Below are 23,159 nucleotides of genomic sequence, written 5' to 3'. Positions count from 1 at the left end.
ACCTGGCCGAAATGGCAAACGCATTTGGCCTACCTCAGTTCGAGTGCGTAGTGAGTTCAGCGCGCAAGACCTTGAGATCACCTTCAGCCGGTGGCGAGATTGTCCTCCTGGATGACTGCCGCTGGGTCGTCGTTTGCCACATGAAGGCCGTCGACATCCTTTCCCCGATCGAAAAGGATGCACCCACAAGAATAGTCAAGGCAGGTAGCTATAAGACTACTGGCGAAAGATGGACGAAGATCGACCTTCTGAAACATTTATTGAAGATGCTTGAGAGGCATCCAAGCGATGGTGACTTGGTGCGGTTTCTTTCGGCTACCGCTATGTATGCCGGAACGCAACGTAGTGAGCTCGCGTCGGTTTGGCTAACGATGGTTGTTCAGCGGGACTTACCAGAATCCGTTCTCAACTTCCGTCGCTACTTCATTTGGCTAAGAGGAAGCGCTCATATTGAGTTGATTGAGGATCAACTACCGCCGTTGGCCCTTGAGCTCATCGATTCTGAAATGCCAGTTGTTGGCCGATTCCTTGCCGACGAGAGCCTATGGGATGCCAAGCAGGAAGATGTGACCAAAGCACTTCACTTCCTGGAAGAAGCTCTAACTGATATGGCTGAGTTCCTCGACAAGGAGGTGCACTTCGAGCCGTTTACACCAGCCCTGAACAAGACGACCAACGAACAAGTGGTTGTAATAGGGCCGTGTGCGCTGGACGATGAATGCTATGTCATCGTGACTGAGTATCTCGATGATGCCATGGTGGTTTACGGTCCAGAGCTAGATGCTACAGACGTACCATATGAAGCTGACGATCCACAACTTGCTGAGATCGCCTGCGAGGCACTGAACTTTCCGATTTGCATCCATTCTCTCCGCAATTTTGAGCTTGGCCATCCTTCCTGGAACCTTGCCATGGCGGCAGCATTGGGTCAGCTTTATCGGAAGCTGTGCTCCGACTCGATGCCAGGCGAAGCCAAGCGGATACTTAAGATTCTCATTCAGCGTTTCAAAGCGTGTTCAAAGGAAGAGAAAGGGAAGCTGCAATCCATCCTGCCTGAACTTGTGAATCCGGCGCGTCGAGGGCATCCCTCACTGAGTACGCTAGACGATCGGACGATTGCCAGTCTTGATGAAGTGGTTCTCGCCGCCCTCGATAAAATTTATGAGGAGGTCGATGCCAAGTTCAGGTCTCTTGATGAGACTGCTCAGGCAGATCCAGGCGAAGAACTTCACGAAGCGCCGTCGTACGTTGAACGCGGCCCAAGCAATGTCGTGAATCTCTTCCAGAATCAATCAAGCGCAACGGAGGTGACAAAGGCGTCGTCTGGGCAGGACAAGAAGCAACGCGTATTGCGGGCCAAGATCAACGTCACCGAGTTGCTGTCGCTTGAGTGGCCGCTCGCCAAGGGGGATACATCTTTCGCCCACGCTTCAGCGTCGACGCTCTCATGGTTGTCCGAGCGTATCGGCACCACTTTGCCCGCTTCTTGGGCCGCTGGTGTCCACGAAATGGAGTTGGGTGGCGTACGCGTACAGGTAGCGGCCAACGACGCGTTATTTGCCCTTCGCCTTGAGCACCCCGACTCGGATCAGGTCGCAAGGACGTGGCGCTTGGAGGCAATTCTGGTGAATGGGAAGGCTGGCGGACCCAGCATGGCGGGTCTGAGGATGTCTACTCACGATAGGGCGGATCTTCCCCGCCCCTTCCGTTCCATTCCGGGGCTGATCAACGCTTGGCGCGTGAATCCTGGACTGCATGTGGCGAGCGGTGTTGAAGAGCGTCAAGTAGTCTCCTCATCCTTTGATATGTTCAGGCTACGCAACGAGATCCATGATGATCAGCGTAAGCATTCGCTGTGGGTGTTCAGACCCGAAGATGCCGCCGTGATCTGCAAGCTTCCTGCCTTAGCCCAGCTGTGGGAGCTGGGGTGTGGGCTTCTTACTGAGTACGAATCCAATCTCTACCCGCTTCTTCCTGGTACCTGGCACATCTATCCCGCGAGTCAATCAGTACCAAGCTTCCATCAGATTGCTGATGTCAGAAAGCAGATCGATCGAGCCGTCACCGAAGCGTGTAGCCTGAATCGTTCGGGTCCGGCGTTTCGGGATGCATTGGACTTCATCCGAGAATCTACATCCAGAGAGCTTGCCGCCGCACGTGGCACGGCGAGTCAATCAGCCGCACCTGAGATCCATCCTGAGATCATCTCCACTTCCAGCGCCCTGCAAGAACAGCTTGATGTAGCCATTGGAGAAGCGGACGCGTTGCGCGTTGAGCTGGCCGATGCTCTTGCCTTGGTCAGCCAGCTCAAGGGGAAACTGCACAGTTTGCAGGCCGTGCCTGATCAGCCCATTTTGCCGATCCCCGATGTATCTCTGCCGGCTTTTCCCGCCACGCTTGCTGGGATCACGGAATGGTCAAAATCACTTACTCCAAGGATACGTTTCGCCGACAAAGCGTTGCGTACAGCTTCTCGAATCGTTCACCAGACCCCAGACCTGATCTATGCATCGCTGCAGGCGTTGCACGATCACTATTGGCCCATGAGGTGGGGAGAGGATCCTGAAGCTAGGAGTCGTTGGGAGAAGTTCCTGACGAACAATCGCTTACGATACGGTCCCGTCGGCCACGCCCTTGAGAACCATCGCTTCTCTGACGCCTACCAAGCCGTTGTGGATGGCAGGAAAATGGAGATGAGTTTGCACATTCAAGGCAGCAGTTCGAGGAACCCGCGCAAGTGCCTACGCATATATTTTGCATGCGACGATGATCGTAAGCTTATTGCGGTTGGCGCTCTGCCCGTGCACCTCGACTCTACCCACTCATGAAGTGGCGCGGTACGAGTCAATTGCTGTCCTCGCACCAAGGACCTTTTGGCCAGCAGAGTAATGTAGCTTCTCCTGCGCTCTGTCACGCGGGAGGAAGTTCGGACCTGGATTGACGAGGACTATCCTTAGGCAGGCTAGTCCCAAGTTGGCCTCCTTGGCGCTGGCGGGGCTATCTGTAATGCTTTGCCAAACGAGGCGGTCGCATGCAACCAGGCACATGGCGAATTGATCGGGTCATCCGGGGGTTCAGCCGACATACGTGTAAAAATCGCTCACAAGATCCGTTTTTATCCATTGAATCAGCTGGTTAGAGAATATTTTCTGGCGCCAAGACTATGCCGCCAACGCCAGTTCGATCTCATACGGTTCCGGAATCGCCTCTACATCGATCAGGTAGTCGCCGAACCGCTTCACGTGGCTGGTCACGTACGGGCTGAGCGAAGCCACGTCCTCCCGGGTGATCTTCCACCCCTGTCGTATCAGCGACTTCATGATCCGGGTCTGCTCGACCACGTTGTAGAAGATGACAGCATTGGAGACCAGATCGTTGTATTTGACGGCCTTCTCCTGCTCGACAGGGTCGTTGTCGGCAATCACCCCTTCCCCGCCGAAGAAGAAATACTTCGCGAAGCCGTTGTAGGCCTCCACCTTGTTGGTCGAGGCGGTGATCTGCTCGCGCAGCTCGCGGTTGGAGATGTACTGCAACAGGAACAAGGTGCGCACGGCCGCACCGAGCGCCTTGAAGGCCTGGTACAGACGGTTCTTGCGGCTGTAGTTGCCCAGTTTGCGCAGCAGCGTCGAGGCCGCGATCTTGCCGGTCTTGATCGAGAGCACGACCTGCATCAGGTCCTTCCAGTGGGTCTCGATCAGGTCCCAGTCGACCGTGTCGCGGAACAACGGCTCGATGTGCTCGTAGCGGATGTCCTCGTCCGGGCGGAAGAACTTGTACTCGCGCCAGTTGCGGATGCGCGGCATCAGCTGGATGCCCAGCAGGTGCGAGAGCCCGAACACCGGCAGCGACTGCCCCTGCGTGTCGGCATGGACGGTGTCGGGCTGGATGTCGGAGGTGTTCTTCAGTAGGCCGTCGATGATGTAGACCGCCTCCCAGACGCCGCACGGGATGAAGTGGCTGAACAACGCCACGTAGGTGTCGGAGACGTGGTGGTAAGCGATGCCGCCGTAACCGCCATAGCGGATGTGGTACGACGCCAGCAAGTTCTGGTCGTAGAGGTCGTACTTGGTGCCGTCGGCGGCGGCGCTCTTGCCGTCGCCCCAGAATTTGGGGAGCTGCAGGCCAGCGTAGCTGTTGATGATGTCGCGGCAGGCCGCCGCCAGCTTGTTGGCGTCCACGTGCCGGCGGTTGACGAACGACAGCATGTGTGCCGAGACGGCGCCGCGCAGGTGCCGGGCGGCCTGGGCCGGCCCGAGGTTGCAGCCGTAGGTGAAGGCGGTGAGGACGTAGCGTTCGGTTGGCTGTTCGATCTTGGTGTCCGAGCCGGACAACGGCCCGAAGTGTCGGGTCCAGCGTGTCCAGTGAGCCACGTCGCACAGGATTTCGATGACGCTGCGTTCGCGCAGGCGGTCGAGAATCGCGGTCTCCAGGGCACGGGCGCCGCTGCTCATCTCCTTGGCCTTGCTGCGCTTGAGCACAGGGATACCGTCCTCGCCGATGACGACCTGGCCGTTCTCCAGATAGCCCTGATCGGTCAGCTCGGCGACCTGCATCAGGCGTGATTGCAGCGCATTGACGAAGCCCACGGCCGTTGCCGGCAGGCCGACCTGGCCGCAGTAGTCCTCCAGCATGGGCTCGCATTGCTCCCACGGCAGCAACTGCTCGCGGTAGTCGGCGTAGGTTTCCGATCCGCGCACGGCCACGTCGCCCGATTTCAGTTCGTTGGCCAGCGACGAGAACACGCAGACCTCGAACAGGCGCCGGTGGATGCGCTCCTCGCCCTGTTCGGTGCGATGGACGATGCTCTTGCGCCAGAGTTGGGTAGTGAACGCCAGATCGACCGGTTCATCCAGCCAATCGCCGCGGGCCCGTTCCTGCGTCAGGATCAGCTCGATCGCATCGATGAGCGAGCGATCCTCCGTGGTCGAGGCCAGATCCAGCATGCGCACCATCCGCAGGATGGTGGCACGATGGCTCTTGTAGAACGGCCACAGCAGCGGCAAATGGTTGTCACCACTGTGCGCCGCGATGGCATTGCAGTCGGCCTGGAGGGTCTGCACGCCGCCGTGGGCGTTGACCAGGCGCCGGATTTCCCGGCCCGCCTCAGTGTCGCCGGGATGATGGTCAAGGACGCGAACCACGTCCGACATCGTCGCCACGATCGCTTCGGTCTTCTCGCGGTAGCGTGCCCGCAACCGCTCAAGCTCCTCGCGGCCGCGATTGTGGATATTGCCCATGCGTTTGATGAACATCTCCGCGAGATCGTCACGGGTCTGGACGCGGGCCCGGTGGATCAGGCACACCAGTACGGCGTAGCGCTTGGCGGGACGAAACTTGCGCAACTCGGAGGCATCCAGCGCCCGTGCCTCTGCGGCGAAGTGTCTGCGCTTGATTTCCGGAATGCCAGCGAGGTGCAACTCGCTGCCGACCAACTCGCCCAGTTCGGCGATGTGGTCGATCAGTTCCTGGAAGTGCTGCAGCGAAGCGCGCTTGGGCAGGCGCTTGATCGCGTGCAGCGGGCTCTTCTTGCGCCCCTCTTCGACCTGCAGGAGACCTTCAAGGCGCTGCTTTTCGTCGACGGTCAGCCGCGCTTCGATCTGGGCGAAATAGCGACCGTTGACCAGCGTGCGAATGCGCCGCGTCAAGCGGTCTAGGGTGGAAAACGCCGGCAGCTCGACGCGATCGCGCACGAGCTGTTCGATAGCCACGTTGATGAGGTCCGCCGGGTTGTCCATGACTGCGGCGGCTTCGTATACCGCCCGTGCCGCGATCTTCAGGCCGCCATCGCTGTAAGCCCGGACTTGCAGGAACTGGCGGATCCGGCGGTAATAGCGATAGCGCGAGGCGTTGGCGAGGACCGCCGGCTTGACCTGCACCCTCAGTTTCAGCGCGCCGCGGATATGGCGGACCACTGCCGGCGGCACTTCGTCCAACGCAGGGAAATATCCCAGCCGTTGGAAGGTCTTGATCAGGATCGCCAATGTCAGGCGGTGCGCGGGCTGCCGGGTACTCTCGGCAACAAAGGCCAGTTCGGCGTCGGTCGGCGTGTAGGCCGCAACCAGTTCGCGTACGACGGGGTTGCGCTTGAATTGCGGGTATGCGGTCCGTTCAATCGACGCCATTCGGTATCCTCAGGTAGGCCCAAGCAGCGTTGGCGTTCCCGGCAAGCTCGCTTCGATCCGCTGGCGGGCGAACGGATCGCCGCCATCGATGTAGCGCATCGCCGAGTGCACATCGCGCCAGCCGACGTATTCCATCAATGCCTTCACGTCCCAGCCGTTGGCATTGGCCCAGCCGGCGAAGCCGCGGCGCAACGAGTGGCTGCTGTACTCGTCGGCATCAGGCAGCCCAGCGCACGTCAGCAACCGGCGCAGCAGCGGAATCAGGCTGTTGGGGTGTAGCGCCTCGTCCGCAACGTGGCCCCAGCGATCAACAGCACGGAACAGTGGCCCCTCGGTCAGCCCGGCGGCGTCGATCCACTCCCACGTGGTCGTCACGGGGCACAGCCGCGACAGCGCCGGCACCTTGTACGTGTTGCCCTGTGCCTGCCGGTCGCCCTTGCTGCGCGGGAGAAAACAGGTCATCCCCTCACCGGTGACCAGGCGCAGGTGCTCGACCTGCACCCGGATCAACTCGTCGCCACGGAAGCCGCGCCAGAAGCCCAGAAGGATCAGCGAGCGATCGCGGCGATGACGCAGTTCGTCCGCATGATCGCCGCGCTCGCGTGCGGCGGCGATCGCGGCGCCAAGCCAATCGTCCACCTGTGCCAGTCGGGTCAGTTGCAGCGGCTCGGCCTGCTTTTCTACCGACGGATGCAGGGTCTGTATGCCTTTGAGCACCTTGCGCACCAGCGGAGCCCGGGTCGGATCGACAAAGCCGTGTTCGTGGTGCCAGCCTGCCAGGGCCGCAAGCCGGTGCCGAAGCGTGTTGGTGGAAAGTTCGCCCGCGTGATCAGCCAGATAGCGGGCCACGCTGTCCGGCGTGGCCGGCAGGTGCCCGCCCCATTCGACCTCGAAATGTCGCAGTGCCGAAGCATAGCTGCGCTGCGTGTTTTCGCGGTTGGCGGCCTCCAGATAGCGCTCCACTGTCATCTGCGACCTCCGCCGACGGCACGCGCGATTGCCTTGCTTAATTTTGACGTAGTAATTACATCATTCATGTAGGATACTCTACCAATGAATTGGCTCATCATGGTTCTTTCCTTGCCCACCGAGAATGCCACGGTGCGCCAGCGGGCTTGGCGCTCGCTCAAGGCGGCGGGTGCTGCGGCCCTGCGGGACGGTGTTTACGTGCTGCCAGCGGCGGCGGAGCACCGTGCCGTGCTCGAAGCGGTGGCGGTCGATGTGACCGGGGGTGGCGGTGCTACCCATCTGCTGACCGCCCAGGCCACCGACGAGGCGCCCTACGTAGCCCTGTTCGACCGCAGCCGGGACTACACCGAGCTGCTGGCCGATGCCACGCGGCTTCGTGAAAGCCTTCCCGACACTACGCCGTCAGAGGCGTTGAAGCACTCGCGCAAGTTGCGCAGGACCTTCGAGTCGATCACTGCGATCGACTTCTTCCCGGGCGAAGCGCGGCGGCAGGTCGAGGACACGCTGGCCGAGCTGGAAATGGCCTGTGCCCGCCTGCAGGCGCCAGACGAGCCGCGCTTTGTGGCCGGTACGATCCAGCGGCTGCGCACCGCCGATTACCAAGGCCGCCTGTGGGCCACGCGGCGACGTCCGTGGGTGGATCGGCTGGCCAGCGCTTGGTTGATCCGCCGCTTCATCGATCCCGAGGCCCGCATTCTGTGGCTCACCCACCCGGCTGACTGTCCGCCGGAGGCGTTGGGCTTCGACTTCGACGGCGCCACCTTCAGCCACGTCGCCCACCGCGTCACCTTCGAGGTGCTCGCCGCCAGCTTCGGCCTGGAACAAGGCCCGATCGCACGCGTGGGCCTGCTGGTGCATTACCTCGACGTGGGCGGCGCACCGCCGCCGGAAGCGTCGGGCGTGGAAAGCGTTCTGGCGGGATTGCGCGACACCGTGGCCGATGACGACCAGTTGCTGGAACGCGCCTGCGCCGTGTTCGACGGGCTGCTGGCCAGTTTCCGCAGCAACGGGAGCACCGCGTGAATCGCCTCCCACTCAATCGAAGCGCGCTCGCGATGCAGCAATGCGCGCACTGCATGGGCCGCACCTTTCTCCTCAAGCTCCGGTGATCACCGAGATGACCATGACTTCACCAATCGACACGCAACGCCGCCACGTTCTGATGGCCGCTGCGGCCCCCCTCGCGCTGGGAGCCGCCAAGGCCGCCCATGCCGTTCCGACTTCGGAGACCACCGCCATGTCCACCTCCACACTTGCACCCGTCAGCACCCCCACGCTCAAGCCGCTGCCGTTCGACCCGTCCAAACTGAAAGGATTGTCCGAACGCCTGATCCGCTCGCATTGGGAGAACAACTACGGCGGCTCGGTCAAGGCGCTGGCCGTGACGAAGAAGCACCTTGCCGAGGCGCTCGCCGCACCGGACATGCCGCCGTACCTCTACAACGAACTCAAGCGGGAGCACCTGCTGCGCACCGGCTCGGTGGTGCTGCACGAGTACTACTTCGACAACCTGGGCGGCAGCGGCCAGGCCGATGCCGGCAGTCGCAAGGCCCTGGCCGAAGCCTTCGGCAGCTTCGATGCATGGGAAACCGAATTCCGCCGGATGGGCACCGGGCTGGGCGGCGGCTCGGGCTGGGTGGTACTCGGCTTCAACACCCACACCCGCCAGCTCGAGAACTACTGGATGGCCGATCACGCTCACGGCCCGGCGGCCACGCTGCCCATCCTGGTGATGGACATGTACGAGCACTCCTACCAGATGGACTACGGCGCCGCGGCCGCCAAGTACGTGGATGCGTTCTTCCAGAACATCCAATGGGACACCGTGGCGCAGCGACTGGAGGCTTGCTGCAGGCCTTCCGCTGCCTGACCCCAAGTTCGCCCGTCAGATTGAGACGCTGTCGTCGCGAGCGCAAGTGCCCCTTCATCTTTTTTGTCGATGTAAATGTAAGGAGTAGTCATGAACGCCATCGCTCATCGTGCCCTGCGGGCCCTCACGCTGTCGCTGCTTTGGGGCTGGGCCAGCGTTCACGCGGCCGAGATCGACTCCGCCCGGATTGGCGAGGCCAGCGGCGCAGTCGCGAAGGTGCAACCGGACGGGGTGGTTCGCATCGGGTGGAGCCGCGACGACGTGGCGGTGACCGTGGACGGCATGCGGCTGCCGCCGCCCGCAGGGCTCGGCTCGTGGGCCGCGTTCATGCCGGCGGACGAGAACGCGATGCTGATGGGTGACACCGTCGTCTTCGAGGATGAGGTCGATGCGGCGATGGACGCAGCGTTCAAGGCCGGCCTCGATGTGACCGGGCTCCACAACCATTTCTTCTTCGATTCTCCGAAGGTGTACTTCATGCACATCGGCGGTCACGGCGATCCGGTGCGATTGGCCGGCAGCGTCAAAGAGGTGTGGGACGCCATCAAGGCCGTGCGCGCGCAGCGCCCGCAGCCGGCCACTGGCTTCGGCGGTCCCGTGCCCACACCGGGAAAGATTGATGCCGCTGCCATCTCCAAGGCCATCGGGCATCCACCGGAAATCACTGGCGACGTGGTGAAGGTGACGATCGGCCGGGAGGGACGCATGCACGGCCGGCCGGTAGGCGGATCGATGGGCCTGACGACCTGGGCGGCCTTCACCGGGTCGGATCGGCTTGCTGCCGTCACCGGCGACGTGATCATGACCGCCGACGAAGTCCAGCCGGTGCTGCGTGCACTGCGCCAGGCAGACTTCCACGTCGTGGCGCTGCACAACCACATGGTGGGCGAGCAGCCGGCGTTCTATTTCGTCCACTTCTGGGGCAAGGGGCCTGCGGCCGGGCTGGCCCAAGGGTTTCGCCGTGTGCTGGATGCCCAAAGTGCCCAAGTCAAATCCGCGGCGCGGTGATCCGATGCACGACCTGACGCAAACAACGACCACGGGAGCCCCATGAGCACAGTCACCAACCCTGTGGCCGCGAGCGAGACCAACGACGCGCCCACCTACGTGGTACCGCAAGAACCGTGGCTGCGGCTGTTCCTGCGGTTCCTACGCTTCGGCGCATTAGCCTGGGGTGGCCCGGTCGCCCAGATCGGCATGATCCGGCATGAATTGGTGGAGCAAGAGCGCTGGATCAGCAGCGCCCAGTTCAACCGGGTGCTGGCCGTCTATCAGATCCTGCCGGGCCCAGAGGCGCACGAGTTGTGCGTGTATTTCGGGATGCTGTCGCGCGGCCGCTGGGGCGGTGTGCTGGCGGGCTTGGGCTTCATGCTCCCGGGGTTCGTGCTGATGTTCGCGCTATCGTGGGCGTACGTGCGCTTCGGGTTGAAGGCCGACGGCGTGCTGGCCATCTTCGCGGCGGTCCAGGTGGCGGTGGCGGCGCTGATCGTGCGCGCCGTGTTTCGCATCGGCGGCCACGTCGTCACCGATCGCTGGCTCTGGGCGATCGCGATCCTGGCGACAGGTGCGCAGTTGGCCGGTGTGCACTTCGCGCTGATCCTCGCTGTGGGCGGGATCATCTACCTGATGGCACGCCACCGCCTCGGCATCGCCGCGCTGGGCGTGATCGGAGTGGCGGCCGCCGGGACCGTCGTGTTCGCAGTGCGCAACGGCGGCCTGGCCGGACTAGACGCGCTGAGTCATGTGGGCGCAGAGAGCACCGCCGTCGTGCAGGCGACGGTACCGCTGCTGCTGCTGTTCTGGTCCGGGTTGAAGGCCGGCCTGTTGACGTTCGGTGGCGCCTATACCGTCATTCCATTCCTGCAGCGCGATGCCGTAACCCAGGGCGCGTGGATGAGCAATGCGCAGTTCCTTGACGGCCTGGCTTTGTCGGGATTGCTGCCGGCGCCGCTGATCATCTTTTCGACCTTCGTGGGCTACCTCGGCGGCGGGCCGTGGGGCGCAGTGGTGATGACCGTGGGCATCTTCCTGCCGGCCTTCGCCTTCACGCTTTTGGGTCACGATGCCTTGGAACGCATAGTGCATCAGCCACGCGTGCGGCTTTTTTTGGAGGGCGTGACCGCAGGCGTGGTCGGCCTGATTGCGGGAACGACGCTGGCCCTTCTGCGCGTAAGCCTGACGGGCCTGGAGGCTCTGATCCTATTTGCGATCGTCCTGAGCATCTTATTCGCCAGCAAGGCGCGGCTGGTGATTCCGGCGGTGATTGCAGGCGCCGCACTGTGGGGCTGGGTGTCGCAGGCACTTGGCCACTGAACCGGTTGCGTTGGGCGACGAAACAGCGCCTGGTCATCATCACGCCGGCGACTGCCGGAACCGAGGTATATCCGCACACGCACTTTCTGGAGAAGCTGCAATGAAAATTGACCAAAAGCCTACGTTTCTGCTCCTCGCACTTGTTCTGCTCGTGTCCACTCCGGAGGTCCGCTCCAGCAGTTTGCAGGATGAAGGAACGGTGTCGCGGCCAGCGAATTCAGCTCCTACGACGTGCATTGAACTGGCCGCCTGGGGCGATGCAGCCGACTTCAGTTCGCGCGGAGTCGGCATGCTGAAGCAACGTTGCGACCTGGAAGATATCCGAGCTAAGTTCGCCGACTTGGACTCCAACCGCGATGGGTACCTCAGGCCGGAGGAATTGCCTATGGAACACTCGCTGAGCCAGCACTTCGCAGGCGTGGATTTCAATGGTGACGAGCGGCTCTCGCTGGCGGAAGTCGCGGAGCACGACGCAGAGACGAATCCAGTCGAGTGAGTGCGGTGCTGTAAGCGGTGGACGCCCCTTCGTGAAAAGCTCTCACGTGAAGTAACGCACGGAGCCGCGGCGTCGCGAATTGGCGTTGCGAACGCGCATGTCGGTGATCTGGAATCAGCGCCGGCGCAGGTTGCTTCGGACGCGAAGACCGCTGTCACAATCAAGTACGTACGCTAACGTCGAGATCGCCATGTCGCAACGAAAAGGCCCATCGAACTTGGGATCGCGCGTCAAGCTGTCGATCCTTCCGGCCGGGCGCGGTGACCATCATCCCGCATGTTGCATGATGAGCCGGGACATCCATGCACGCCGAACTCCGCAAATGTGGGAAGAGGCAGTCGCTTCACTCCAAAGGAGGCGGTGAATGAAGGTGATCGTCGCGTCTGGATGGCTCATGGCCTCCATGCTTCCCGGCATCGTCCTTGCCGAGGACGCAGGTTGGCGTACTGTCCAAGGCAAGGATCTGCAGTCACTTTTCTCCGATCATGAGCTTAGCGACGGCGTGCATTACACCAATCAGTTCCGTCGCGACGGATCGGTCATCGGCGTGGATATGGGCGAAAGGTTCAATGGCACATGGAAGGTCAAGGGCCCTTGCCTGTGCTACGCATGGGTACGTCCCGCCGGCCAGAACGAGTGCTTCGGAGTCAAGCGACGAGGCAACGAAGTCCGGATGTTCCAGAACGGCATTGAAATCTTTTCGGGCACTGTGACACGCATTCGTTCCCCACTGTGAAGATCAACAGGCGCGAAAGAGGATGGCCGCGTGGCGACTTCAAGAGGGTTCGACTGCAGGAAGTTCATGCACTGAACGCAACTGGCGCGCGACATAGCGAAGATACCACCCGTGACGGTTTCGGGTTCGAGCAATGCCGCAATCGGCGCAAAAGCCATGGCCTATCCGCGGGGTCATCGCCATTCCGCTTAGTCCGAGCCAACCCTGGTAGCCCCTGTGCGGGGCCCACGAGACGATAACCGCGCCGGAGAAGTAGGGCGCCTTCCATGCGAACCCGCCGTCTCCTAAAGCCGCAATGCCGTCCAACTGCAGGCGAGGGGAAACGCGTGTGCGTTCTCTCGGGCCGCTTGAGGTCCCACGCTCTCGCGCCATGTGCAGCCGCACCTCGAAATCGGTATTTCGTACCGAATTTCCCTCCGTCCCACTCGAATAAAATGATCAGGCGGGATAATTCAACATTATCCCGCCTGAGCAAAGCCGCCGCCGAACGGCCGCCTGCACTCTTTATTAGTATGTAATTACATGGTATGTAATACATTACGAAATAATTGGAGAACAGCATCATGGCGCGCGCAGGACTCTACAAAGGGGATGTCCAGAAAGCGCGTGACGCGCTGCTGGCCCAAGGCAAGAAGCCTTCCGTGGACGCGGTTCGGGTGGCTCTGGGCAACACGGGCTCCAAGACCACGATCCATCGCTACTTGCGTGAACTGGAAGAGGAGGAGGGCGGCGGTCCGTCACGTGCGGTGGCCGTGAGTGAGGCCTTGCAAGACTTGGTCGCGCGCCTGGCTGCGCGACTTCAAGAGGAGGCAGAAGCGATCCTCACCAGGGAGCGAGAACGCCATGGGGCCGAACTCCAGCGTCAGCAACAAGCGCTTTCCACCGCCCAACAGGAAGCCGCTGCCCTGGGCAGTCAGCTGCAGCGCACTGAGACCAGCTTGACGCAAGAGCAAGCCGCTCACGCCCTACTTCAGCAGAATCTGCGCGACAAGGTCGCGGAAATCGCCCAGTTGAATGAGCGCATCGCCGGCATGACGGTGCGGCTGGCTGATTACGAGGCGCATACGCGTTCTCTGGAGGACAAGCATGCCCACGCCCGGGAAGCGCTCGAGCACTACCGCGCTTCAACCAAAGAGCAGCGCGAGCAAGAGCTTCGCCGTCACGAGCATCAGATCCAAGAGCTGCAAGTAGCCTTACGTCAGGCCAATGAAGCCTTGGGCGCGAAGAATCAGGAGCTGTTGGTGCTTAACCGCGACAATGGCCAATGGCTGGAGCGCCATGGGCGGATTGAGCGTGAGCTTGTCCAGTTGAGGCAGGTCCACGAAGGCCAACACAGCGAGATCGTGGCGTTGCGCCAGACCGCAACGGACCACATGGCACTGCAGGAGCGCTGGAAGACTGACGTCAAGGCCTTGGATGCCCTGCGCAGCGAGCTAGCTCAAGTCCAAGACACCCTTGCGCAGGAGCGTGAGCGCCGCCAGAGCGCTGAAGCCGATGCGTTGCGTGCCAACGCGCGTCTTGAAGCGCTGGAGCCCCTGCTGAATCAACTGACGCCGGCACAAAATACGGTGAAGAGAACCCGGCGCAGCAGTACGCAGGGTGGGGGAGCGGACTAACGAGGCTACTCGTTTGCCTGCTAGCGGCCGGGATAGCGCTCCCCAGTCCAGTACGCCCATTCCATAGGTACGACCCAGTCTACGAACAGCTTGGCTACTGAGGACTCCGGTGCCAGATGGTAGGGCTTGAACATGCCTTGCTGGGGCGAACTGGTCATCAGGTAGCGCAAGCGCTTCTTGACCTCTTGAAAGATGGCCTCGCGCACATGGGCGCTGTCGTGCACGCCAAGACGCATTGCCACCGACGCGCCTTGGCGTACCGCCGCCCAGCAACAATAGCGCCACTGCGCGATCGGCAGACCCCGCGGTCCGGATTGAAACACGAACCCCACATCACGTGCCCAGCCTGGGTCGAAGTGATGTTTGAGCAATTGCTGCTCTAGAAACTGCTCGGTCTCCCAGAGTGCAAGTTCATCCCACAGCTCTAGTTTTGCGTCCGCCAGTTCTACATCGTGTGCCATATCACCGAGTTGGTCTTCCAGCACCGGGAGCAGGTGCCTGCGCTCGTGGGTAGACCAGGCGAAAGCCCATTGCAGATCTTCGATGGGCGTGACCTCGGCATCGGGTCGGATCTGCCATCGATCCGCTGGCCAGGGAACTTGGATCAGGGCCAAGTCTCGCAAGGCGTCCAGCACCAGCAAGGTGGAGCGGCGTGTGGGCGCCACCGGTATGCGTCGTAGCTGCGCGGCCAGCAGCGCGGCAAGGAAAAGGGTGCCACGAAGCCCCAACGCCTCGATGCTGGCGACCCCAGATGGCGTCATTGACGAGGTTCCGGGCATGCGGGTTCCGGGGGTGAGGGAGCGGCGTGGCTCCTGGCGATGGCAGCGCTACCGGGGTCGCCGGTTGCCTCAAAGCTAAGAATATCTTAGTATGCAAGGCAGGGTACATCCGCCATCCTTATGGGGTCTCCATGGGGTGCGCGCGTGACTTTGTCAGTCGACTCAACACCGACCTTCGCTCGACGCCTCAAACAAGCCCGCCTGCACACGGGCTTGTCGCAGAAGGAGTTGGGCATCCGGGCCGGTCTGGATCCTCACGTGGCCAGCCCCCGAATCAACCAGTACGAGCGTGGCAAGCACGAGCCGAAGCTGGAGACCGCTGAGCGGTTGGCTCAAGCGTTGGGGATCCCCGCCGCGTTGCTGTACACCGATGATGATCTGCTGGCCAAGTTGCTCCTACGCTGGGGCTCGCTCAGCAAGCAGCAGAAGCGCGAGCTGGTGAAGCTGATCGAGAGCACATCCGAGAAGTAGGCCGTACGGTCGCTCGCTTTATGGGCAGCACTTCGCTTCAACCCGGCCCTTTGGAGCGCCCCCGGATGGAACACCAGTGGGCGCGGCTAGCGCGACTAACGGGGCGCGGCATCTCAGGCCTGCCTGAGATTTTGTTCACGACCGATACACGCGCGCCTTGTCTAAAGTGATTTACCATGTCGCCCGTGTCAGCCTCCTCACTTCTACTGCGACTGATCCTGATCGCCATGCTCGTGCTTAACGGGGCGTGGTCGGCGTTTGCGTCGGTCAGTATGAATCCGGTGATGGAAGAGCAGGCCAGCGAAGTCGCTGCCGCGGTGCAAGTCGACGAAGACTGCGTCGCCCATCACAGTGCTGAGCATCATCCCGATGCCACATCGATTGAAAAGGCTGGCACTGGGCACGGCGATCATGCCGGCCCCGACTGTTGCAAGTCGTCTGCGTGCCGGTGCGCCTGCGTGCACGCGTGCGCGAGCGCATTGCCTGCGCGCCTGCATGTTTCGGTACAACTGGCCTTGGGCCTGGATGTCATGCCGCTGCCCTTGGGGCATCCGGCGCCTGCCTTGCCTCATCTGATCCGACCACCGATCGGCTAAGCGTCCCTAGGCGCCGCAATGGCGCCGTTGGTGTGGCTTGCATGCCTGTATAGGCCAGCCACCCGCTCTGTACCACCGCCTGCCGGTGGCAACACGACGCTTGGAGCATTTACATGTCGCATGATGATTTTCGTGGTCCACATGGTGGACCGCTGCTGCCTTCGCGGCGGCGATTTGTCCAAGGCTTGGCCTTGGGAGGCGCAGTCGCAGGATTGGGGTTCTGGCCCAAAGCCAGTTGGGCGCTCAAGGGCCCCGGACAAGCCAACGTATTGTCGGGCACCGAGTTTGACCTGACCATCGGCGAGACGCCGATGAACTTCACCGGCAAGACCCGCACCGCGATCACGGTCAACGGGTCCGTTCCGGCGCCGTTGCTGCGGTGGCGGGAAGGCACCACGGTCAACCTGCGTGTCTCCAATGCATTGCCGGCCAACTCCCTCCATGGCACGGATACTTCCATCCATTGGCACGGCATCATTCTGCCGGCCAACATGGACGGCGTGCCGGGCCTGAGCTTTGACGGCATCGGACGTGGTGAGACCTACCACTATAGGTTCACCCTGCATCAGGGCGGAACCTACTGGTACCACAGCCACTCAGGTTTCCAGGAACAAGCTGGGCTTTATGGACCGATCGTGATCGATCCACTGGAGCCAGAGCCTTTCAGCTTCGATCGCGACTACGTCGTGATGCTGAGCGATTGGACAGACCTGGACCCGACGGCCCTGTTCGATCGTTTGAAGAAGATGCCGGGCCATGACAACTACTACAAGCGCACGGTCGGCGATTTCGCGCGCGATGTGAAGCGCAATGGTCTGTCGGCCACGTTGGAAGATCGCAAGATGTGGGGCGTGATGCGAATGACGCCCACGGATCTGTCCGACGTCAACGCCAACACCTACACCTACCTGATGAACGGCACGACCTCTCTGGGCAACTGGACCGGGTTGTTCCGCAGTGGCGAGAAGGTGCGTCTGCGTTTCATCAATGGCTCTGCCATGACGTACTTCGATGTGCGTATTCCGGGGTTGAAGATGACCGTGGTCGCGGCGGATGGCTTGTACGTCCATCCGGTTTCGGTCGACGAGTTCCGCATTGCAGTAGCAGAAACCTTCGATGTGATCGTGGAGCCCTCCGGGCAGGACGCATTCACCATCTTTGCCCAGGACTCCGGTCGCACCGGCTACGTCAGCGGCACGCTCGCCGTGCGCGAAGGACTACGCGCGCCTCTTCCGTCTGTGGATCCCCGGCCGCTGCTGACGATGGCAGACATGGGCATGGATCATGGATCGATGGATATGTCTGGCGGCAGCAAGGGCATGGAAGGCGGCTGTGGTGCAGCCATGGGCATGCCCGGCATGACCCCACCTGCCAGCGGCAATGAGGCCTCGGCCCATGCGGGTCACGCGATGCCCGCCGCCGGCGATGGTGCCATGGCCGGCATGCAGCATGGGGGCATGCAATCACACCCTGCCAGCGAGACCAACAATCCCCTGTTGGACAACCAAGCCATGAGCGTGACTTCGCGCTTGGACGATCCGGGCAATGGCCTGCGCGATAACGGCCGTCATGTACTGACGTATTCCATGCTCAAGAGCACCTTTGAAGACCCTGACGGACGCGACCCCGGTCGCGAGATCGAGCTGCATCTGACCGGACACATGGAGAAATTCTCCTGGGGTTTCAATGGTCAGAAGTTTTCCGATGTCGAGCCGCTACGGCTGAACTACGGCGAGCGCATGCGCATCGTATTGGTCAACGACACGATGATGACCCACCCGATCCATTTGCACGGCATGTGGAGCGATGTGGAAGACGATAGCGGCAACTTCATGGTGCGCAAGCACACGGTGGACATGCCGCCAGGCAGCCGACGTACGTATCGCGTGCGTGCCGATGCGTTGGGCAGCTGGGCGTTCCATTGCCACCTGCTCTATCACATGGAAGCCGGAATGATGCGCACGGTGAGGGTCGACGAATGAACATCAATAGACGCAATACCACCCTGACTGCGCTGACCCTGGCTATCTCGCTGGCCCTGGCCAATGCGGCCAGCGCCCAATCCATGCAGCACGGCTCCATGCCGATGGAGCAGGGCGCGCAGACCCAGGCTCAGGATCACTCTGCACATCAGGCGCCGACATCAAAGCCTGCGCCAGCCCCCAAACCTACAACACCGGCCAAGACCAGCGAAGCGACTATCGATCATGCGGCGATGGGCCATGCCGCGCCGCCGGCTCAAGCAGCCGAGCCTGCCATGCAGGGCATGGACCACTCGCAGATGGGGCACAGCTCGCCCGCGAGTACACCTGCAGCGCCCAAAGCGCAGACGCAGCCGATGCAGGGCATGGATCACAGTCAGATGGCACAGCCCGCTGCGTCCGACGCCTCCAGCACGTCCACGCCTGCGATGCAGGGGATGGACCATTCGCAGATGGGCCACGGTTCGCCCGCATCCGCTACGCCAGAAGCTGGCATGCAATCGATGGAGGGCATGGACCACAGTCAGATGGGACATGGGCCTGTCGCACCAACGCAGCCGCGCACCCCGATTCCTGCGGTGACCGAGGCTGATCGTCAGGCGGCCATCGCGCCCGCACACGCGCATCCGGTGCATGACAATTCGATCAAGAGCTACGTACTGCTCAATCGCCTGGAAGCCTGGGATGCCGATCCGGGCACCGGGCTGGGTTGGGAGGGTCAGGGTTGGATCGGTACGGACCTCAATCGCGTCTGGTTCCGCAGTGAAGGCGAACGCACAGATGGTCAGACCGAGTCGGCTGATCTGGAAGTGCTCTACGGCCGCAGTATCTCCACGTGGTGGGATGTGGTAGCCGGTGTGCGCCATGACTTCAAGCCGGGGGCTTCGCAGAACTTCGCCGCTATCGGCGTACAGGGCTTGGCACCGATGAAGTTCGAAGTATCCGCCACAGCCTATCTCGGCGAAGGCGGCCAGACTGCTGCCAATGTCGAGGCCGAGTACGAACTGCTGCTGACCAATCGGCTGATCCTGCAGCCGCTGGTGGAGGTCACGGCGTATGGCAAGAACGATCCATTGCGCGGAATAGGTTCGGGTCTGAGTACCGCTGAGGCGGGCCTGCGACTTCGTTATGAGTTCACCCGAAAGTTCGCTCCCTACATCGGCGTGGTGTACGAGCGTGCGTTTGGCAATACCGCAGACATGCGACGCGAGCATGGCGAGTCTTTTGAAGACACGCGCTTGGTCATCGGCCTTCGTACCTGGTTCTAAGGGGAACTGACAATGAAATCCAACAAGAAGATGTGGGTATGGCTCGGCGCCGGCGTGGCATTGGTTGCGGTGGTCGCAACCGCCGCGGTCTCTCTGGGCGTGTACAACGTGGCCGCTGATGATCCGCATAGTCGCCCGGTGTATGCGCTACTTGAAACGGCGCGTGAGCGTTCCATTGAGGTGCGCGCCGCCAAGCTTCAGGTACCCACGAACCTGGATGATCCTGAGCGTATCCGCCAGGGTGCGGGCAACTACAACGCTATGTGTGTGACCTGTCATCTTTCGCCAGATGCGGCGGCCACCGAGATGAGCAAGGGTCTGTACCCCGCGCCACCAAACCTAAGCAAGCACCCGGTGGGTCCAGCTGAGGCGTTCTGGGTGATCAAGCACGGCATCAAGGCCAGCGGCATGCCTGCGTGGGGCGGCAGCATGGACGATGAGTTCATCTGGAACATGTCGGCCTTCCTGCAGAAGCTGCCCAAGCTGGACAAGGCCGGCTACCAGGCGTTGGTAGCCAGCAGTGATGGCCATTCACACGGTGGCGGTGAGACCGGCGGGCACTCGCATGGCGAGGAAGCGGGTGCAGATCACCATGGCGGCGGTGATAGCGAAGAGATGGGTGATGGCCATGGCCATGGCCAGGGGCATGAAGCAGGTGGCATGGGCATGGACATGAGCAAGCCTAAGGAAGGCACCACGCATGTGCATGCCGACGGCAAGACGCACGTGCATGCGGCCGAGCCGGCAAAGCAACCTGCGCAGGCCAAGTCCGAGGGCGAGCACGATCAGCACGGCTCCATGCCAGCCAAACCAGCCGAGCCAGCTCCCAAGGCCGATGACGGCCACGATCACCAGCATTGATCCCTTCATGGAGCTGCCCCGGCTCCACGCCCGAGCGCCTCGGCGCTCGGGCATCTCTTAAGGAAGCATGATGAACACTTCACGCAGCTGTCTCTTTCTGCTGGCCACGGCCTTGTCGCTGACCGCATGCGCGCGCCCCGAATCGGCTGTCAATTCAGAGGCGGCATCGGACGCCCAATCTCCGACATCGGCGGCTGCGCAGCAGGTCACTCAACCGCAGCGTCCGTTGCCGTTGGTCAAAGTACATAAGAGTGCGACCTGCGGTTGCTGCCAACTGTGGGTGGAGCATCTGGAGAAAGCAGGTTTTACGGTTGAGGTGCACAACAGCGAAGACCTGAACCCGATCAAGGCGCGCTTGGGCGTTCCTTATGGACGCGGCTCGTGCCATACCGCCGAGATCGATGGCTACATCGTCGAAGGTCATGTGCCGGTGCAAGACATCCTGCGCCTGTTGCGTGAGCGCCCGGTAGGCCGTGGATTAGTGCTACCGGGGATGCCTGCCGGTTCTCCTGGCATGGAGATGCCCGACGGACGTGTTCAACCCTATACGGTGGAATTTGTACTGCCCGATGGCACCACGCAGCCTTACGTCCTGCACGGTCAACGCAGCTGACAGTTTGCTCGCGATCCCTTCTTCCAGCCCAGAGTGATCCATGTCCCCTCATTCCCACGATGAAGCCGGCAAGGCGATGCCGCAGGGTGCCAGCGATGGTCCAGACTCGGTGCGTGATCCGGTATGCGGTATGCAGGTCTCCGCGGCTAGAACGCCGTACCACGCTCTGCATGGCGGAACGAAGTATCACTTCTGCTCAGCCAGATGCCGAGAGCGGTTCATCACTAATCCCGACCGTTATACGGACGGTGCTGCCCAGCAAGTTGAAATGACCGCCCCAGCAGCGGTGGCTCCCCCCCGCGATACCCATGCCACGGTCTATACCTGTCCGATGCATCCGCAGATTCGTCAGCCAGGTCCCGGCACCTGTCCGATCTGCGGCATGGCACTGGAGCCGGAGATGCCGTCGCTGGAGGAGGACGACAATCCGGAGTTACGCGATTTCACCCGACGCTTCTGGTGGACGTTGCCTTTGACGTTGATCGTCCTGGTCTTGGCCATGCTGGGACATCGTCTGCCCGGCTTGTCCACGCAGGCGCGCACCTGGATTGAGCTCGTGCTGAGCGCCCCGGTGGTGCTCTGGGCGGGGTGGCCTTTCTTTGTGCGCTGCCTACAGTCCATCGGCAATCGCAGCCCCAACATGTGGACGCTGATCGGCATCGGCGTGGCCGCCGCGTTTGGCTACAGCGTGGTGGCCACCGTGACGCCGGGCCTGTTTCCGGACTCTTTCCGCGAGCATGGACGGGTGGGGGTCTACTTCGAAGCAGCGGCGGTCATCGTCTCGCTCACGCTGCTCGGCCAGCTGCTGGAACTGCGGGCGCGCTCCAAAACCTCGGCAGCCATCAAGTCGCTGCTGGGGTTGGCGCCCAAGACGGCACGCCGCGTCAAGCCCGATGGGGGCGAAGAGGACGTTGCGCTGGATCACGTGCATGTGGGTGATCTGCTTCGCGTACGACCGGGCGAGAAGGTGCCGGTCGATGGGGAAGTCATCGAAGGTCGCACCAGTGTCGATGAGTCGATGCTGACCGGTGAACCCATTCCGGTGGAGAAGACTGTCGGTGACCACGTCATAGGCGCCACGCTCAACGGGACGGGCGCCCTGGTCATCCGGGCGGACAAAGTCGGATCCGGGACGGTACTGTCGCAGATTGTGCAGTTGGTGGCCCAGGCCCAGCGCTCTCGCGCGCCGATGCAGCGTATGGCGGACAAGGTGGCGTACTGGTTCGTTCTGGCCGTGCTGGCCACGGCGGTGCTTACCTTCTTCGGATGGGGCCTGTTTGGACCCGAACCGTCATGGACCTTTGCCGTCCTCAATGCCGTATCGGTTCTGATCATTGCGTGCCCGTGTGCCCTGGGTTTGGCTACCCCCATGTCGATCATGGTCGCCACCGGCCGCGCTGCGCAGGTCGGAGTCCTGTTCCGCGACGCTCAGGCGATCGAACAGCTACGTCTGATCGACACCTTGATCGTGGACAAGACCGGTACGTTGACCGAGGGACGTCCAGCCTTTCGCGACACGCTCTCCTACGCCGGTTTCGACGCCGATCAGATCCTTCGTTTGGCCGGCAGCCTGGAGCAGGGCAGTGAGCACCCCCTGGCCGAGGCCATCGTGGCTGAAGCCCAACGACGTGGCTTGAACCTGGTGGCCGCCCAGGATTTTGATTCGCTCACCGGCCAAGGCGTTCGCGGGCGCGTGGCCGATCAGGATGTCGTGCTCGGCAACCAAAGCCTGATGGCATCGGTTGGCGCCGATGTAGCCCCCTTGCAGAGCAGCGCCGAGCGTCTTCGCAAAGAAGGCGCCAGCGTGATGTTCCTGGCGGTCAATGGGCGGTTGGCCGGCGCCATTGCGGTGGCTGATCCCATCAAAGCCACGACCTTGCCTGCCTTGAACCTGCTACGTGCCGATGGCCTGCACGTGGTGATGGCCTCCGGTGACGCACAGGCCACGGCCGAGGCCGTGGGGCGCACGCTGGGCATCGACGATGTGCGTGGCGGCGTCAAACCTCAGGACAAGGCCGAACTGGTCCAGCAACTCAAAGCCCAAGGGCGTCGTGTGGCCATGGCCGGCGATGGCATCAACGATGCGCCGGCCCTGGCGGCAGCCGATGTGGGCATCGCGATGGGGACGGGCACGGATGTGGCCATGTCCAGCGCCCAGCTCACCCTGGTCAAGGGTGATTTGAGGCGCATCGTGCAAGCCCGTGCCATCTCGTCTTCGACAGTGGCCAACATGAAGCAGAACCTGGGCTTCGCCTTCGTCTACAACGCCATCGGCGTGCCCATCGCCGCCGGCCTGCTGTACCCCAGCTTCGGCCTTTTGCTCAGTCCGATGATGGCGGCCCTGGCCATGAGCCTGAGCTCGGTTTCGGTGGTCACCAATGCCTTGCGTTTGTCCGGCTCCACCGTTGTTGCCACCTCTCACCCTGACCGCGCCGATGAGCCTGCGCGCGGCCATTCCTGTCACTGA

17 protein-coding genes and 1 pseudogene are annotated in these 23,159 nt (G+C 62.1%); 15 read left to right on the top strand and 3 right to left on the bottom strand.

Annotation, left to right across the window (positions count from 1 at the left end; translation table 11 throughout):
• Nucleotides 1-140 precede the first annotated feature (140 nt).
• Entirely contained in the window at nt 141-2,828 is a 2,688-nt protein-coding gene (locus tag AC1Q5B_RS13020; protein ID WP_492632031.1) for a hypothetical protein, read from the top strand.
• 333 nt (nt 2,829-3,161) lie between these two features.
• On the opposite strand, the gene AC1Q5B_RS13015 is transcribed toward AC1Q5B_RS13020, so the two are convergent.
• On the bottom strand, nt 3,162-6,122 hold the full coding sequence (locus AC1Q5B_RS13015; RefSeq protein ID WP_021201841.1) for a Tn3 family transposase: 2,961 nt from the start codon (nt 6,120-6,122) through the stop codon (nt 3,162-3,164).
• A 15-nt stretch (nt 6,123-6,137) separates the two neighbouring features.
• Nucleotides 6,138-7,091, bottom strand: a pseudogene (locus AC1Q5B_RS13010) (site-specific integrase); the annotation flags it as partial.
• An 84-nt stretch (nt 7,092-7,175) separates the two neighbouring features.
• On the opposite strand from AC1Q5B_RS13010, the gene AC1Q5B_RS13005 reads away from it, so the two are divergent.
• The 7 genes from AC1Q5B_RS13005 (at nt 7,176) to AC1Q5B_RS12975 (ending at nt 14,122) form a co-directional block, all read left to right on the top strand.
• Nucleotides 7,176-8,114: a chromate resistance protein ChrB domain-containing protein gene (locus tag AC1Q5B_RS13005; RefSeq protein ID WP_031269114.1), complete on the top strand. Its 939-nt coding sequence runs from the start codon at nt 7,176-7,178 to the stop codon at nt 8,112-8,114.
• A 214-nt stretch (nt 8,115-8,328) separates the two neighbouring features.
• Entirely contained in the window at nt 8,329-8,961 is a 633-nt protein-coding gene (locus tag AC1Q5B_RS13000) for a superoxide dismutase (protein ID WP_100322981.1), read from the top strand.
• 90 nt (nt 8,962-9,051) lie between these two features.
• Nucleotides 9,052-9,969 (top strand): DUF1259 domain-containing protein, encoded by a 918-nt coding sequence (locus AC1Q5B_RS12995; RefSeq protein WP_021201845.1) that lies wholly within the window; start codon nt 9,052-9,054, stop codon nt 9,967-9,969.
• A gap of 42 nt (nt 9,970-10,011) precedes the next feature.
• Nucleotides 10,012-11,274 (top strand): chromate efflux transporter, encoded by a 1,263-nt coding sequence (gene chrA, locus AC1Q5B_RS12990; RefSeq protein ID WP_080241902.1) that lies wholly within the window; start codon nt 10,012-10,014, stop codon nt 11,272-11,274.
• Nucleotides 11,275-11,374: 100 nt separating this feature from the next.
• Nucleotides 11,375-11,770, top strand: coding sequence for an EF-hand domain-containing protein (locus AC1Q5B_RS12985; protein WP_021201847.1), 396 nt, complete (start codon nt 11,375-11,377; stop codon nt 11,768-11,770).
• A 364-nt stretch (nt 11,771-12,134) separates the two neighbouring features.
• Nucleotides 12,135-12,506 carry a hypothetical protein gene (locus tag AC1Q5B_RS12980; protein ID WP_021201848.1) on the top strand — a complete coding sequence of 124 codons (372 nt, stop codon included), beginning with the start codon at nt 12,135-12,137 and terminating at the stop codon, nt 12,504-12,506.
• 563 nt (nt 12,507-13,069) lie between these two features.
• Nucleotides 13,070-14,122, top strand: coding sequence for a DNA-binding protein (locus tag AC1Q5B_RS12975; protein WP_054668669.1), 1,053 nt, complete (start codon nt 13,070-13,072; stop codon nt 14,120-14,122).
• 20 nt (nt 14,123-14,142) lie between these two features.
• Here the strand turns inward: AC1Q5B_RS12975 and AC1Q5B_RS12970 are convergent, their stop codons facing one another.
• The gene (locus tag AC1Q5B_RS12970) at nt 14,143-14,901 is read right to left on the bottom strand and encodes a hypothetical protein (protein ID WP_228903388.1); all 759 of its coding nucleotides are present in this window, start codon (nt 14,899-14,901) and stop codon (nt 14,143-14,145) included.
• Nucleotides 14,902-15,021: 120 nt separating this feature from the next.
• On the opposite strand from AC1Q5B_RS12970, the gene AC1Q5B_RS12965 reads away from it, so the two are divergent.
• From AC1Q5B_RS12965 to AC1Q5B_RS12935, 7 genes are all read left to right on the top strand, one after another.
• Complete coding sequence (locus tag AC1Q5B_RS12965) at nt 15,022-15,372, top strand: helix-turn-helix domain-containing protein (RefSeq protein WP_046934799.1); 351 nt, start codon at nt 15,022-15,024, stop codon at nt 15,370-15,372.
• Nucleotides 15,373-15,548: 176 nt separating this feature from the next.
• Nucleotides 15,549-15,968 (top strand): transcriptional regulator CopL, encoded by a 420-nt coding sequence (gene copL / locus AC1Q5B_RS12960; protein ID WP_046934798.1) that lies wholly within the window; start codon nt 15,549-15,551, stop codon nt 15,966-15,968.
• 113 nt (nt 15,969-16,081) lie between these two features.
• On the top strand, nt 16,082-17,950 hold the full coding sequence (locus tag AC1Q5B_RS12955; RefSeq protein ID WP_046934797.1) for a copper resistance system multicopper oxidase: 1,869 nt from the start codon (nt 16,082-16,084) through the stop codon (nt 17,948-17,950).
• Nucleotides 17,947-19,218 (top strand): copper resistance protein B, encoded by a 1,272-nt coding sequence (locus AC1Q5B_RS12950; RefSeq protein WP_046934796.1) that lies wholly within the window; start codon nt 17,947-17,949, stop codon nt 19,216-19,218. The genes AC1Q5B_RS12955 and AC1Q5B_RS12950 overlap by 4 nt, the downstream gene beginning before the upstream one ends.
• 12 nt (nt 19,219-19,230) lie before the next feature.
• Nucleotides 19,231-20,079 (top strand): c-type cytochrome, encoded by an 849-nt coding sequence (locus AC1Q5B_RS12945; protein ID WP_228903386.1) that lies wholly within the window; start codon nt 19,231-19,233, stop codon nt 20,077-20,079.
• A 70-nt stretch (nt 20,080-20,149) separates the two neighbouring features.
• A complete protein-coding gene (locus AC1Q5B_RS12940) occupies nt 20,150-20,692 on the top strand; it encodes a DUF411 domain-containing protein (RefSeq protein WP_080955570.1) in 543 nt (180 codons plus the stop codon).
• A 40-nt stretch (nt 20,693-20,732) separates the two neighbouring features.
• On the top strand, nt 20,733-23,159 hold the full coding sequence (locus AC1Q5B_RS12935) for a heavy metal translocating P-type ATPase (RefSeq protein ID WP_379605912.1): 2,427 nt from the start codon (nt 20,733-20,735) through the stop codon (nt 23,157-23,159).

It is taken from the genome of Pseudoxanthomonas sp. GW835-FHT14C01 (assembly GCF_058793715.1).
Note: the sequence above shows the minus strand (reverse complement) of the source record. Positions and strands in the feature narration are given on the sequence as shown.

Coding starts and splice junctions, on each gene's coding strand:
- AC1Q5B_RS13020 (WP_492632031.1), top strand. CDS start 141: ATGAAGGCCGTCGACATCCTTTCCCCGATCGAAAAGGATGCACCCACA.
- AC1Q5B_RS13000 (WP_100322981.1), top strand. CDS start 8,329: ATGTCCACCTCCACACTTGCACCCGTCAGCACCCCCACGCTCAAGCCG.
- AC1Q5B_RS13015 (WP_021201841.1), bottom strand. CDS start 6,122: ATGGCGTCGATTGAACGGACCGCATACCCGCAATTCAAGCGCAACCCC.
- AC1Q5B_RS12985 (WP_021201847.1), top strand. CDS start 11,375: ATGAAAATTGACCAAAAGCCTACGTTTCTGCTCCTCGCACTTGTTCTG.
- AC1Q5B_RS12950 (WP_046934796.1), top strand. CDS start 17,947: ATGAACATCAATAGACGCAATACCACCCTGACTGCGCTGACCCTGGCT.
- AC1Q5B_RS12995 (WP_021201845.1), top strand. CDS start 9,052: ATGAACGCCATCGCTCATCGTGCCCTGCGGGCCCTCACGCTGTCGCTG.
- AC1Q5B_RS12965 (WP_046934799.1), top strand. CDS start 15,022: ATGGGGTCTCCATGGGGTGCGCGCGTGACTTTGTCAGTCGACTCAACA.
- AC1Q5B_RS12940 (WP_080955570.1), top strand. CDS start 20,150: ATGAACACTTCACGCAGCTGTCTCTTTCTGCTGGCCACGGCCTTGTCG.
- AC1Q5B_RS12970 (WP_228903388.1), bottom strand. CDS start 14,901: ATGCCCGGAACCTCGTCAATGACGCCATCTGGGGTCGCCAGCATCGAG.
- AC1Q5B_RS12935 (WP_379605912.1), top strand. CDS start 20,733: ATGTCCCCTCATTCCCACGATGAAGCCGGCAAGGCGATGCCGCAGGGT.
- AC1Q5B_RS12955 (WP_046934797.1), top strand. CDS start 16,082: ATGTCGCATGATGATTTTCGTGGTCCACATGGTGGACCGCTGCTGCCT.
- AC1Q5B_RS13005 (WP_031269114.1), top strand. CDS start 7,176: ATGAATTGGCTCATCATGGTTCTTTCCTTGCCCACCGAGAATGCCACG.
- copL (WP_046934798.1), top strand. CDS start 15,549: ATGTCGCCCGTGTCAGCCTCCTCACTTCTACTGCGACTGATCCTGATC.
- AC1Q5B_RS12980 (WP_021201848.1), top strand. CDS start 12,135: ATGAAGGTGATCGTCGCGTCTGGATGGCTCATGGCCTCCATGCTTCCC.
- chrA (WP_080241902.1), top strand. CDS start 10,012: ATGAGCACAGTCACCAACCCTGTGGCCGCGAGCGAGACCAACGACGCG.
- AC1Q5B_RS12945 (WP_228903386.1), top strand. CDS start 19,231: ATGAAATCCAACAAGAAGATGTGGGTATGGCTCGGCGCCGGCGTGGCA.
- AC1Q5B_RS12975 (WP_054668669.1), top strand. CDS start 13,070: ATGGCGCGCGCAGGACTCTACAAAGGGGATGTCCAGAAAGCGCGTGAC.